Annotated in this window: 11 protein-coding genes; 8 read left to right on the plus strand and 3 right to left on the minus strand. The window is 50.4% G+C overall.

Going from position 1 to position 13,243, the window contains the following annotated elements; translation table 11 throughout:
• Positions 1-30 precede the first annotated feature (30 nt).
• The 7 genes from ST42_RS06575 (at position 31) to ST42_RS06605 (ending at position 8,728) form a co-directional block, all read left to right on the plus strand.
• Positions 31-1,335, plus strand: coding sequence for an FtsW/RodA/SpoVE family cell cycle protein (locus ST42_RS06575; RefSeq protein ID WP_044072918.1), 1,305 nt, complete (start codon positions 31-33; stop codon positions 1,333-1,335).
• A gap of 136 nt (positions 1,336-1,471) precedes the next feature.
• Positions 1,472-2,590: an undecaprenyldiphospho-muramoylpentapeptide beta-N-acetylglucosaminyltransferase gene (murG, locus tag ST42_RS06580; RefSeq protein ID WP_022316030.1), complete on the plus strand. Its 1,119-nt coding sequence runs from the start codon at positions 1,472-1,474 to the stop codon at positions 2,588-2,590.
• A gap of 104 nt (positions 2,591-2,694) precedes the next feature.
• Positions 2,695-4,074 (plus strand): UDP-N-acetylmuramate--L-alanine ligase, encoded by a 1,380-nt coding sequence (murC, locus tag ST42_RS06585; RefSeq protein ID WP_042517901.1) that lies wholly within the window; start codon positions 2,695-2,697, stop codon positions 4,072-4,074.
• Positions 4,075-4,132: 58 nt separating this feature from the next.
• On the plus strand, positions 4,133-5,293 hold the full coding sequence (locus tag ST42_RS06590; protein ID WP_231556949.1) for a cell division protein FtsQ: 1,161 nt from the start codon (positions 4,133-4,135) through the stop codon (positions 5,291-5,293).
• Positions 5,294-5,335: 42 nt separating this feature from the next.
• Positions 5,336-6,850, plus strand: coding sequence for a cell division protein FtsA (gene ftsA / locus ST42_RS06595; RefSeq protein ID WP_022316027.1), 1,515 nt, complete (start codon positions 5,336-5,338; stop codon positions 6,848-6,850).
• A 72-nt stretch (positions 6,851-6,922) separates the two neighbouring features.
• Entirely contained in the window at positions 6,923-8,254 is a 1,332-nt protein-coding gene (ftsZ, locus tag ST42_RS06600; RefSeq protein WP_042517899.1) for a cell division protein FtsZ, read from the plus strand.
• A 27-nt stretch (positions 8,255-8,281) separates the two neighbouring features.
• Positions 8,282-8,728 (plus strand): GatB/YqeY domain-containing protein, encoded by a 447-nt coding sequence (locus ST42_RS06605; RefSeq protein WP_022316025.1) that lies wholly within the window; start codon positions 8,282-8,284, stop codon positions 8,726-8,728.
• 209 nt (positions 8,729-8,937) lie between these two features.
• Here ST42_RS06605 and ST42_RS06610 read toward each other — a convergent pair whose 3' ends face one another.
• Both ST42_RS06610 and ST42_RS06615 read right to left on the minus strand, forming a co-directional pair.
• On the minus strand, positions 8,938-10,875 hold the full coding sequence (locus ST42_RS06610) for a helix-turn-helix domain-containing protein (RefSeq protein ID WP_042517898.1): 1,938 nt from the start codon (positions 10,873-10,875) through the stop codon (positions 8,938-8,940).
• A gap of 73 nt (positions 10,876-10,948) precedes the next feature.
• A complete protein-coding gene (locus ST42_RS06615) occupies positions 10,949-11,473 on the minus strand; it encodes an NUDIX domain-containing protein (RefSeq protein WP_042517895.1) in 525 nt (174 codons plus the stop codon).
• 199 nt (positions 11,474-11,672) lie between these two features.
• Here ST42_RS06615 and ST42_RS06620 point away from each other — a divergent pair, with 199 nt between their 5' ends.
• A complete protein-coding gene (locus tag ST42_RS06620) occupies positions 11,673-12,500 on the plus strand; it encodes an alpha/beta hydrolase (RefSeq protein ID WP_044072919.1) in 828 nt (275 codons plus the stop codon).
• An 18-nt stretch (positions 12,501-12,518) separates the two neighbouring features.
• Here ST42_RS06620 and ST42_RS06625 read toward each other — a convergent pair whose 3' ends face one another.
• A complete protein-coding gene (locus tag ST42_RS06625; RefSeq protein WP_022316021.1) occupies positions 12,519-13,049 on the minus strand; it encodes an LOG family protein in 531 nt (176 codons plus the stop codon).
• Positions 13,050-13,243 lie beyond the last annotated feature (194 nt).

Below are 13,243 nucleotides of genomic sequence, written 5' to 3' on the forward strand. Positions count from 1 at the left end.
AACTGATAGCATAGGAGACATAGGCAGAAAATGGCAGAAGAGACTACGGCAGAGAAAAAAGTTGCTACAAGGAAGATAAAGGGCGACCCTGTGATATGGGGAGTCTTCATCATGCTGTGTATAATAAGCATCATCGAGGTGTTCAGCGCTTCGAGCAACTTGACCTACAAGACTTCCAACTACTGGGGACCGATATGCAAGCATGTATTCCTGTTAGGATGGGGAGTGCTGTTCATGCTGGCAACGATGAACCTGAAATGCAAATATTTCAAGCTCGTCATGCCGCTGGCATTGTTCATATCGTTTGTATTACTCATAATCTGCTTTTTCGTAGGTGCCGTGAACGACGGCCACAGATGGATTCCCATACCGGTAATCGGCATGAAATTCCAACCCTCTGAAATGGCTAAAGGAGCCGTAGTGCTCGCCGTGGCAACGATACTGAGCGCAATGCAGACGGACACGGGTGTCGACAAGAGGGCATTCAAATTCATCATCACCGTCAGCGGCGGCTTCATAGTTCTCATAGGATTGGAAAACCTCTCTACGGCAGCACTGCTGGGTGCTGTGGTGCTGATGATGATGTGGATAGGAAGAATTCCCAAGAGGCAGTTGGGCAAACTGATGGGATCTCTTGCCATTTTGGCCGTGGGTGGATTGATCATCGTAATGGCCTTCGGACACGACAAGGAGAAAGAGGCTGAAGAGGACCCGAGGATGGCTATGGTGGACAAGAACAAGGTCAAGGCAACAGACAAAGAAGATAGCAAAGAACCGAAATTGTTCCACCGCCTTGACACTTGGAAGAGCCGTATAGACAAGTTCCTCGACGGCAAAGATGTTCCGCCAGAGAAATTCGACCTCAACAATGACGCACAGGAGGGATATTCACAGATTGCCATAGCATCATCAAACATGATGGGCAAAGGACCGGGGAACTCCACGATGAGAGACTACCTGCCACAGGCTTTCAGCGACTTCATCTACTCCATAATCATTGAAGAGATGGGACTGATAGGTGCCGTGGGTGTGTGTCTGCTGTATATAATACTGCTGTTCCGCACCATGACGATAGCGAGCAGATGTGCCAACACCTTCCCGGCACTGCTGATAATAGGAATAGCACTGATGCTTGTCACACAGGCTCTGTTCAATATGGGCGTGGCTGTGGGATGGCTGCCGGTGACCGGTCAGCCGCTGCCGCTGATAAGCAAGGGCGGAACTTCTTCTATAATGAACTGCGTGTATATCGGAATGATACTGAGCGTGAGCCGGTCGGCAAAGAAGAAGAACGAAACAGCTCACATTCCCACAGCAACGCCGATAGCAGCATAAGCATTGAAACGACCGGCAAAGGTCATGAAAAAGATCAAAGGGAAAGATAACCGGTAAAGGTTGATAAAGGAAAAGACATCTGCGAGACAGCATATCTACTGCGGATGAAGTAACAAAGAAACAAAATTTCTGAACAATGGATAATGAACTGAGGATTGTAATCAGCGGTGGCGGCACTGGAGGCCATATATTCCCTGCCGTATCTATCGCAAATGCCATAAAGGCGAAGCGCCCGGAGGCAAAGATTCTGTTTGTCGGAGCACTTGGCAGAATGGAAATGCAGCGTGTGCCGGCAGCAGGATACGAAATCAAAGGTCTGCCCGTCAGAGGACTGATACGTCCACTGTGGTCGCCGAAAAACATCGGTGTGCTCATAGATTACCTGAAGAGCAAGGGTATGGCGAAGAAGATCATCAAAGACTTCAAGCCGATGGCTGCAGTGGGAGTGGGAGGATATGCAAGTGGAGCGACTCTCGACGCGGCACATGCCCTGGGCATCCCAAGTCTTATCCAGGAGCAGAACTCATACGCAGGAAAAACCAACAAGATGCTTTCGACGAAGGCTGACAAGATATGCGTTGCCTACGACGGCATGGAGCGTTTCTTCCCTGCTGACAAGATAATGATGACGGGAAATCCCGTCAGACAGAATATCGTGAATGCGGAGATAAGCCATGAGGATGCGGTGAAACAGTTCGGACTCGACCCGGAGAAGAAGACGATACTCATAGTGGGTGGCAGCCTCGGAGCACGCACCGTGAACGAGAGCGTATTGGCTCATCTCAAGGAGATAAAGGAGTCGGGAGTGCAGTTCATATGGCAGACCGGCAAATACTACCACGAGAGCATCATGCAGAAAATGGCATCCCACAATGACATGCCGATGCTGAAGGTGATGGACTTCATATCCGATATGGGAGCGGCATACAAGGCTGCCGACCTCGTGATAAGCCGTGCCGGAGCAAGCAGTATCTCGGAATTCTGTCTGATAGGCAAACCTGTGATACTGGTGCCATCGCCAAATGTGGCAGAAGACCACCAGACAAAGAACGCCATGGCACTGGTGGAGAAGGACGCCGCGCTGATGGTGAAAGATGTGGAGGCAAAGGACAATGTTATAAAGCTCGCACTGACAACAGTGGGCGATGCGGCAAAACTGGAGAGCCTTGCAACAAACGTGAAGAAACTCGGTCTGCCCCACTCCGCCGACATCATTGCCGACGAGGTGTTGAAACTGGCGGAAAACAAAAAATGACAAACAAATACAAATCCCTGACAATACAGTAGCTGAATCGGAAGGCTAATTCCTGAAAGCAGCTTGGAAAGGCTGACGCTATTGTGGAGAAAAACAAAGAAGCAATGGAACTGAAAGATATAAAAGCAGTATATTTCGTAGGAGCCGGCGGCATCGGTATGAGCGCCATAGCTCGCTATTTCATACATAAAGGACTCGTGGTGGCCGGTTACGACAAGACACCATCGAAACTGACAGAACAGCTGGAGAAAGAGGGTATGCTCATCCACTATGAGGAAAACGTGGACGAGATTCCCCATGCATGCAAGAAACCGGCATCGACTCTCGTTGTTTACACACCTGCCATTCCGCAGGAACACAAGGAACTGGTATATTTCCGCGAGAACAACTTCGACGTGGAGAAGAGAGCACAGGTGCTCGGTATGCTGACACGCACTCACAAGGGGCTTTGCGTGGCAGGCACTCACGGCAAGACAACGACATCAACGATGTGTGCCCATATCATGCATCAGAGTTCTATAGACTGCAACGCTTTCCTCGGCGGCATATCAAAGAACTACGGCACAAACTATATCCTCAGCGAAAAGAGCGACTACGTGGTGATAGAGGCCGACGAGTTCGACCGCAGCTTCCATTGGCTCCGTCCTTGGATGAGCGTGATCACCTCTACCGACCCTGACCACCTCGACATATACGGCACCAAAGAGGCTTATCTCGAAAGCTTCCGCCACTACACCACTCTGATACAGCCAGGAGGCGCACTCATAATCCACAAAAACCTGGAGATGAAGGCTGACGTGCAGGATGGAGTGAAGGTGTATACATACAGCCGCGATGAAGGTGACTTCCATGCGGAGAACGTAAAGATCGGAAACGGAGAAATCACTTTTGACTTCATATCGCCGGTGGAAAGCATCAAGAACGTGAAGCTCGGACAGCCGGTGCCTATCAATATAGAGAATGGTGTGGCTGCTATGGCTATGGCTCAGCTTAACGGCTGCAATGCAGAGGAACTGAAATACGGAATGAAGACTTATCATGGAGTGGACCGCCGGTTCGACTTCAAGATAAAGACCGACAAGCTCGTGTTCATGAGCGACTACGCACATCACCCTAAGGAGATATACCAGAGTGCGAAAAGCATGAGGGAACTATATAAGGACAAGAAGATAACTGTTATCTTCCAGCCTCATCTCTATACAAGGACAAGAGACTTCTACAAGGACTTCGCCGACAGCCTCAGCCTGCTCGACCGCGTGGTGCTCTGCGACATCTATCCAGCCCGTGAGGAACCGATACCAGGTGTGACATCGAAACTGATATACGACAATCTGAAACCGGGAGTGGAGAAGGAGATGATACACAAGGAGGACGTATTGAAGTTTGTAGAAGACAACGATTTCGAGGTGCTCGTCGTACTTGGTGCTGGCGACCTTGACAACTACGTGCCTCAAATAGAGAAGATACTGGAGAAAAGGAAATAAACACTACCTGCCGGCGAGCGTCCCTGACTGTCAAGGAAGTGGCTCGCTGGCAGGCTGAATGGAAATGCGACCAAAATACAAGAAACTAATACTGCTGATGCTCGATGTCATACTCTTGGTGTATGTCTTCGTAGCGATGATCTCGTTCAACAAACCGGACGAGAGCAAAAACGTGTGCACAGAGGTGAACATCGTTATCGCCGACCAGAATGCCAACGGCTTCCTCACCGCCAACGAGGTGAAGAAGATGATGAAGGACAGCAGGATGTATCCTCTGAACTTCAAGATGACGGACATACAGCCAAGGCTGATAGAAGACCTGCTGTGCAAGAGCCCGTTCGTGAAGACAGCGGAATGCTACAAGACGAAAGACAACAAGGTGTTCGTGAGCATCACGCAGCGACTGCCGGTGATAAGGATAAAGAGCGAGAGGGGCGACGACTACTATCTCGACGACAAAGGAGGAATAATGCCCAACACCAGCTATACCTCTGACCTGATAATAGCCACGGGCAACATCAGACAATCGTTCGCACGCAACTACATCGCGCCAATGGCAAATATCATAATGGCAAACGACCTGTGGAAGAACATGATAGAGCAGATCAACGTGCTGTCGGACGGTGGAATAGAAATAGTGCCGCGAATCGGAGACCACGTGGTATTCCTCGGATACATGCCTCAGACAAGATATGCATCCAAACGGAAGGAGAAGATTGCTGCATTCGTGGATACGAAACTCACACGACTGGAGAAATTCTACAAATATGGTCTGAGCCAAGTGGGATGGAACAAATATCCGTATATAAGCCTGGAATTCGACAACCAGATAATCTGCAAGAAGGACAGGAACGCCAAAGGCAATCAGGAGACCGCCCCGCAAGCGCCTCAGCAGGAACAAAAGCCTGATGCCAACACTCCTGCCACCCAGCAGTCTGGCGACAGCCATCAGGAAAAGCCGCAGAACGACAGACAAAAGACTGAAAAGAACGAGACTGAGAAGAACAGTCATAATACAAAGGACAAAAAGACTGAAAGGAAGGAGAACAACCGGAAAAAGTCGGATAAAGCTGCTGACAAAAAGAAGACCGACAGCAAGAGGTCGGACAGGAAGAAAGCTACAGACAGGAAGTCTTCCGAGAAGAAAGCAGACAAGAAGAAGTCTGCCGAGAAGAAATCGGGAAGCAAAAGGTCTACCGACAAGAACAGACGGTCATAAACCAAGAAACAAATAAAAGCAACCCCATAAAAAATAAGCAATATGCCAGCAAAGGATTTTATAGTAGCAATAGAACTGGGCTCGTCGAAGCTAAGAGGAATAGCAGGACGAAAGAACAATGACGGAAGCATCAGCGTTTACGCCATGGCCAGCGAAGACTCCTCAACGTATATCAAGAAGGGAACGGCACACAACCTGGAGAAGACAATCCAGGGCATCACCAACATAATCGGAAAGCTGAAAGCCGCCCTCAACAGGGAGATTTCGCAGGTGTATGTAGGAGTCAGCGGACAGTCAATCTTCAGCGTCAAGAACGAAATCGTGCGCGACCTGCCGAAAGACACGCTCATCACACAACAGATGGTGAACGAACTGATGGACACCAACCGCAACAAGACATATTCAGACAAGCAAATCCTTGATGTTGCCATACAAGAATACAAAGTGGGCAATGACTACGAGAACGACCCCGCAGGAATTCAGGCTGACCAGCTGACTGGAAACTTCCTCAACATCCTGTGGCGCAAATCGTTCTACGACAAGCTCACCAACTGTTTCGACAAGGCAGGGATAAAGATTGCCGAACTCGACATCGCTCCGCTGGCACTTGCCGACTGTATTCTCGATGATACACGCAAGAGGGCTGGCTGCATGCTTGTGGATATGGGTGCGGCAACGACCACAATGCTCGTATACCACAAGAACATACTGCGCCACATCGCCGTGATTCCTCTCGGAAGCAGCAACATAACCAAGGACATCGCCTCGGCAAACATCGAAGAGGATGTGGCTGAGAAGATGAAGATAAAATACGGCAGCGCATATACCGAACTGGAAGAGCGAGACAAGACGATGGAATACTCCGTCACACCGGAGCAGACCATCTCAAGCGAAAAGTTCCAGCAGATTGTGGAAGCCCGCATACAGGAGATAATAGAGAACGTGTGGGCACAGGTGCCTACAGAATACAAGAAGAAACTGAACGGCGGCATCGTAATCACCGGCGGTGGTTCCAACATGAAGAACATCACCAAGGCTTTCAGCAAGAAGACGGAGATTGACAAGATAAACATCGTGCAGTTCATCAACGACACCGTGACGACGACCAAGAACATCAACCTCCCCCACGACGGTACGCTGAACACCCTGCTGGGACTGCTCATGAAGGGCGACCAGAGCTGCGACGGAGGCGAGATAAAGACTTCTCTCTTCAATGAAAGCAACCAGCCCGAACAACCTGCTCTGACAAAGACACAGCCTACGGAGCCAAACTATGTGGCTGGTGGAACGGCAGGAGTGAGGACTCCGGCAGAAATTGCCGCTGCTGCGGAACTGCAACGCAAGCAGGACAACGATGAATGGACAAAGGCCGTTGCCGACAACACCATCGGTGCATACCAGAGCTACAAGGAGAAATATCCTAACGGACTGCACACCGAAGAGGCTACAAAGATAATCGAGGAGATTCAGAACAAAGAATCCAAACCGAAAGACAATATAATCAAGAGGGGCATCTCGGTATTCAAGAGGTGGATTACTGAAGAAAACGAAGAATAATACTACCGACATAAACGAGACATAAGAGAGAGAAAAGACAAAACTGGTAAACAACGAAAGTATATAAGAGATATGGCAGACGATAAGAAAATAGGCATGATGGCATCAGCCTTCGGCGAGCCGGACAAGCCAAGCAGCATAATAAAAGTCATCGGAGTGGGCGGTGGCGGCGGCAATGCCGTAAACCACATGTACCGCGAAGGTATACACGACGTCACATTCGTTCTCTGCAACACCGACAAGAAGGCCCTTAACGACTCTCCTGTCCCCGTGCACCTGCAACTCGGAAAAGAGGGACTGGGAGCCGGAAACAAGCCTGAGAAGGGACGCCAAGAGGCAGAAGACAGTGAGGAGGAGATAAAGCACATGCTCAACGACGGCACCAAGATGGTGTTCATCACTGCCGGAATGGGTGGCGGCACCGGTACGGGTGCCGGTCCTGTAGTGGCACGCATCGCCAAGGAGATGGGTATCCTCACCGTGGGCATCGTGACCATCCCGTTTGAATGGGAAGGCAAGAAGAAGATCCTGCAGGCACTCACCGGTGTTGAGAAGATGGCACAGAACGTGGACGCCCTGCTTGTGATAAACAACCAGCGCCTCTTTGACATCTATCCTGAACTATCGCTCATCGACGCCTTCGGCAAGGCAGACGACACACTGAGCGTGGCGGCAAAGAGCATCGCCGAGATAATCACGATGCACGGAATCATAAACCTCGACTTCAACGACGTGAAGACCGTATTGAAGGATGGCGGAGTGGCTCTGATGAGTACCGGCTTCGGCAAGGGAGAGGACCGTCTGAAGAAGGCTATCGAAAATGCCCTCCATTCTCCGCTGCTCAACGACAACGACGTGTTCAACTCGAAGAAAATCCTTCTCAGCGTATCGTTCTCTTCGGAGGGCGAAGACAAGAAGAACGAGCTGATGATGGACGAGATGAAGGCTATCAACGAGTTCATGGACGGCTTCGACGACGACATAGAGACGAAATGGGGAGTTTCCATCGACCCGGAACTGAAGGAGAACGTGAAGGTGACCATCCTCGCCACCGGCTTCGGCATGAAGGTGGAAGACGGCAAGATGAACATCACCGACAAGAACGAGCAGAGTGTGGAGGAGATGCGCAAGACCCGGCAGAAGAAGGACGCCGAGGATGCTCTCATCGACAGCTATTATGGCAAGGGCAGCAACAACAAGGAGAGACCACAGGTGCGCTGCTTCATCTTCGGCAACGACGACCTGGACAACGACAACCTCATCTCTGCCATTGAGTCGATGCCTACCTACAGCCGCAGCAGAACGCAGAACAACGAGCTGATAAAGCTCTCTAAGGGCGATGTGGACAGCGTTTCGCAGACGAAGGTGGGAACGACAACTTCGGGCACTATTAAGTTTGCATAGAATTCAAACACAAAAAAAGTAATAACAATGTTATACGATCAAGTAAGCAACGACATCAAGGAGGCAATGAAAGCCCGCGACAAGGTTCGCCTGGAAACCCTCCGCAACATCAAGAAAGTATTCATAGAGGCAAAGACAGCACCAGGTGCCAACGACACTCTTGAGGACGCTGCCGCCCTGAAGATTCTCGCCAAACTGGCAAAACAGGGCAAGGAGTCTGCCGACACCTTCATCGCCCAGAACCGTCAGGACCTCGCCGACGAGGAACTGGCACAGGTAAAGGTTATCGAGGAGTATCTGCCTAAGCCTCTCAGCGCCGATGAGATTGAAGGCATCGTGAAGGGCATCATCGAGCAGACCGGTGCTTCGAGCATGAAGGACATGGGCAAGGTGATGGGAATGGCAAGCAAGCAGATGGCTGGCAAAGCCGACGGTAAGGTGATTTCAGACATCGTGAAGAAACTGCTGGCTTAATCACAAAGTCACGTACAAACAGAATATATGAGTTTCCCCTCATATCCCGGACAATATCACAAAGGAAGCATCACTTCCATGATTCGTCGGGGATATGAGGGGAAATCTGTATCCGGACCATCTAAGGACAATCATTCATCTGATTTACTATAGACCATAATTCATCTGATTATCTTATAGACTATAATTCATTTGACTATCCATTACAATCATTCATTTGTCCTCAAGCCAGGATAACTCTCGCGGAACTCTGCCGGTGTCATGCCATAACGATCCTTGAAAAGGCGCTGGAAGGTGCGCACGGTGGAGAATCCCGATGCCTTGGCAATGCTGTCGATGGTCTGCTTGTTGTCCAAGTCGCGCAGCATACGATAGGCATATTCCAGTCTGTAGTTGTTGATATAGGCTGAGAGATTGGAGAAACCGCTGAAATCCTTTATCACACGCCCCACCCTGTTCCTGTCTGAATGGAACATGTCAACAAGCGTCTGGCGCTGGAAGTCGGGATTAAGATACAATCTTTCGTCGCGGATGGTGCGGTCTATCTGTTCAAAGAGGCTACTTGCATCTTCAGAGTTGTCAGGAGATGCGTCATTTGCGTTTTCAGCCTCTTTGGCAGCCACTGCTGACAATTCCTCGTCCAGACCGGCATTGTCGCCTCTAAGGGCGATTTCCTTGCCTTTTGCGGTTCTCTGTATGGCAACTCTCATCATCTCGCTGTTGCGTTCAGCTTCGCACGCCCTGTTTTCAGCATCTTCAAGTGCCCTTTCTGCCATCTCATACCTGTCTTTATATTCCAATGCCTTCTCTATGGAACTCACAAGAGCCTTGTTCTTGAGCGCCACCACTTGTTTCTGCTTATACAGGCGGAACATATATACCACTACGAATATCACTATTGCCGCGAGCGCTACCAGTGCCACGAGCATTAGCTTGGCGGCAGCCTTGGCATCCTGAGCCTTCATCTGCTCGTCGTGCACCTTGTATACTGACAGCGTGTGTGCCATCAGCGCCATGTTCTGTGCTTCATGCAGCGTGTCTTCAAGATTCAGCGCCCTCCTCAGGTAATGACGCTCCAGCTCGCGGTTCCCCTTGGCAGAAGCGGCACTCGCCTTCAGTTTGAGTTCATCCCTATAGCTTTCGGTTATAGTGTCACCACCGTCTTCCTTGTCAATCTTGGCATATACTGCGAGCATCCTGTCGAAGAGTTTCAGTTCTCCGAGAGCCGGCACTATCATACGCTGGCTGTCGAGGGATTTCGACTGTTCCGACTGGTCAAATTCCTGCAGGCTCTGCATAGCCAGGTCTCTGTTTCCCATTTCGGCATGGGCATTAGACAGGAAAGCCAGCATCTGAGTGCGGTAGAGTTTCAGCATCACGGCGAAGGATTCCTTGTCTTTCTCCCATGCCAGCGGCTTGTCCTTTATTCCTTCCGGATGGGCTATACACTTGTCGAGCAGGGCAATGACCTTTTCACACAAGTCCACCACATCAGCCGGTCTGTTGAGAATATGCAGTGCCACCACCTTGATTTTAGATGCTATCAGATAACTGTTCAGGCAGTTCCACGAATCGTATTTCATCAGATCGGCGAGAGCCTGGTCTATCATCTTCAGTCCTTCTTCAGAGTTGCCGAGAAGCACCATACCATATCCCACGGTGGCCTTCATCTCGAATTCCTTGTCCTTGCGTCCCAGTTCCTGGGCGAGCGTCTCTGTGGCTGAGGCATACTGCAGCATCGCCGCATTGTTTTCCGAAGCCACTGCCGAGTTTGTCATGAGCGCATAGATGCAGTATGTCAGCGTCTTGTCGTTCTTGGTGTCTGAAGCGTCAAGAGCCTGCTGGCAAATTTCCATCACGGAGTCGAAGCGTGCCTCAGCCCGATACACCACGATGGCTTCGAGATATTTCTTCTGTCCCTCGCCTATTCTCTCCTCGTCGTATGCCTTCTTTATCATCCCTTTGGCATGCGACAGGTCAGCGCTGGTCACGATAGTTTCATAAATATGGTTGAAATCGGTGTTCACGTCAACATATGGCGACGTTCTTCTGCCGTTGCCTCCGCAAGCGGCAAGAAGCACCATTACCATCGAGAGCACTGCCAGTGGCAACATTCTGAGGTCCATGATCTTCAGTCTGTTGATCATTGCTCAATAATCTCCATAAGTTAATAAAACACTATTGATATCTGATAAAAGGCAAGTCTTGCCTCTGTGGGCATCAGCCCAACACTCCGTCGAAGAATGTATGGAGTGCCTGACGTACGGAGCGTAGTCCGAACTGCTCGGTATGTATCTCCGACAGTGGCAGCCAGAAACATTCGGCGGCATCGTCGGAAGCCTTGAGCTGCGTCTCGTCTGCCACCTTGCAGAGGAAGAACATGTCAAGGGTACGTACGTCGAAACCTGAGAATCTATAGACGTTCGGCTGACTGAACTGGTATTTCATATCCACCACGTCGAGTGCCGTCTCTTCCTTTATCTCTCTTTTCATCGCCTGTTCCACGGTCTCGCCCATGTCGCAGAATCCACCGGGCAGGTCGAGCATCCCCTTGGCTGGCTCCAGCTTGCGACGCTCCACGAGGAGCTCGTTCTTGGAGTTAAGGATGAAGGCGGCAACTGCTGCAGCCGGATTGAGATAGAATTCAAAACCGCAATTTTCACACTTTCTGCTCTTTTCACTTGCTTCCACGAAATGCGAACTGCCGCATTTCGGACAGTATCTGAATTGTTCCAATACGTGCATAATGTATGTTTTTTAAGTGATGCTGACAATGGCCGTCGTAGCCTTTGCGACTGCAATATTACAAAAAAAATGTTTAAATCAATGTGAATGGAGGGAGTTTCTTGCGTATGTCAGTTTTTTTTGCGAATATTGCATTAGCAAACTGCTACTCATGTCGTCTTCCGACATGGGGAATAATCAAAATACGACAACTACGGAAATGAAAAGAGCAAGAATGATTCTGACTGCCCTCCTTGTGGCAGGCACGGCTTGTGTGGCCAACGCCCAGAAGGGCATCAGCATGAACTTATGGAACAACAATGCGCCGAACGACAACGGTGACGCCCAGGACACTGCAAAGGTGTGGGTATACAAGCCGGCAAAGGCTGACAACACCGGCAGATGCGTGGTGATATGCCCGGGCGGAGGATATTCGCATCTGGCAATGGAGCACGAGGGACACAACTGGGCTCCGTTTTTCAACAATATGGGCATCACGGCGGTGGTGCTGAAATACCGCATGCCTCACGGCAACTGCGAGGTGCCCATAGCGGATGCTGAAGAAGCGCTGAAACTCGTGCGCAGAAACGCTGCGGCATGGGGAGTGAAGGCTGACCAGGTGGGTATAATGGGATTCTCTGCCGGCGGACACCTTGCCTCCACTATTGCAACTCATTCAAAAGGTGAAGCCAGACCCGACTTCCAGATTCTCTTCTATCCCGTGATAACGATGATGCCTGACATCACTCATCAGGGCAGCCACGACAACTTCCTCGGCAAGGATGCCAAGAAGAAGGATGAGAAACTGTATAGCAACGACGCCCAGGTGTCGCGAACCACACCACGTGCCATCATCCTGCTTGCCGACGACGACAGGGCCGTGCTACCGGCAAACGGAGTGAACTACTACAACGAACTATACCGCCACGATGTGCCGGCAAGCCTGCATGTCTTCCCGTCGGGTGGCCACGGCTTCGGAATAAGGGAGTCGTTCAAATACCACACCGAAATGGAACTCATGCTGAAGGCGTGGTTGAGAAGTTTCTGACACCAACGGCAGGAAACGTCAACCCAGCAGCTGCTTCAGCTGCTCGAAGGAATCTGCAATCTCGATGTGCCTGTGGTAGTCGCCGCGGATCATTCCGCGCTGCTGCAGGTCGTCGAGCAGAGCGATGAGGGTGTTCCAGAAGCCGTTGATGTTATAGAGTATCACCCTCTTGTTGTGATAACCTATAGTTGAAGAAGCTGCCACGGTGAAGATCTCGTCGAGGGTGCCCAGTCCGCCGGGAAGCGCCACCACTACATCGCTCTTGAGCAGCATCAGGTCCTTGCGGTCGCTGAGATTGTCGCAGGGTATCTCCACACTGAGGTATTGGCTCACGTGTCCGTTCTCTTCTATTTTCGACGGCACCACGCCGATTGTCATGCCTCCGGCATCATAGGCTGCCTTGGCTACACACTCCATCAAGCCCATGTCGCAACCGCCAAACACGATGGAATCGCCGTTTTTTGCAAGCCATTCCCCTAACTCTCTCGTTTTCTCAAAATAAACTGGCTCTATATTCTCATTTGCCGAACAGAATATCGCTACTTTCATATTTCCGTGATTTTTTCCTTTGTGCCGTCTGCTGATGTGCCCATTATCTCCAAGCGGCAAGGTATCCCACCGGAGAATACTTGCTCCGCATCCCCACAGTAACGGCTAAGATTTTGTTGTCGGGTGTAAAGGTAATACATTTCTTGCTGATATGGGCACGCTTTTCTCCACGTTTTTGTAACTTTGCACAAAAT

Origin of the sequence: Prevotella pectinovora (genome assembly GCF_000834015.1) — a bacterium.
Lineage (GTDB): Bacteria > Bacteroidota > Bacteroidia > Bacteroidales > Bacteroidaceae > Prevotella > Prevotella pectinovora.

What these genes read in the sequence shown, in the direction of transcription:
- ST42_RS06575 (WP_044072918.1), top strand. Translation starts at nt 31, where the DNA reads ATGGCAGAAGAGACTACGGCAGAGAAAAAAGTTGCTACAAGGAAGATA.
- murG (WP_022316030.1), top strand. Translation starts at nt 1,472, where the DNA reads ATGGATAATGAACTGAGGATTGTAATCAGCGGTGGCGGCACTGGAGGC.
- murC (WP_042517901.1), top strand. Translation starts at nt 2,695, where the DNA reads ATGGAACTGAAAGATATAAAAGCAGTATATTTCGTAGGAGCCGGCGGC.
- ST42_RS06590 (WP_231556949.1), top strand. Translation starts at nt 4,133, where the DNA reads ATGGAAATGCGACCAAAATACAAGAAACTAATACTGCTGATGCTCGAT.
- ftsA (WP_022316027.1), top strand. Translation starts at nt 5,336, where the DNA reads ATGCCAGCAAAGGATTTTATAGTAGCAATAGAACTGGGCTCGTCGAAG.
- ftsZ (WP_042517899.1), top strand. Translation starts at nt 6,923, where the DNA reads ATGGCAGACGATAAGAAAATAGGCATGATGGCATCAGCCTTCGGCGAG.
- ST42_RS06605 (WP_022316025.1), top strand. Translation starts at nt 8,282, where the DNA reads ATGTTATACGATCAAGTAAGCAACGACATCAAGGAGGCAATGAAAGCC.
- ST42_RS06610 (WP_042517898.1), bottom strand. Translation starts at nt 10,875, where the DNA reads ATGATCAACAGACTGAAGATCATGGACCTCAGAATGTTGCCACTGGCA.
- ST42_RS06615 (WP_042517895.1), bottom strand. Translation starts at nt 11,473, where the DNA reads ATGCACGTATTGGAACAATTCAGATACTGTCCGAAATGCGGCAGTTCG.
- ST42_RS06620 (WP_044072919.1), top strand. Translation starts at nt 11,673, where the DNA reads ATGAAAAGAGCAAGAATGATTCTGACTGCCCTCCTTGTGGCAGGCACG.
- ST42_RS06625 (WP_022316021.1), bottom strand. Translation starts at nt 13,049, where the DNA reads ATGAAAGTAGCGATATTCTGTTCGGCAAATGAGAATATAGAGCCAGTT.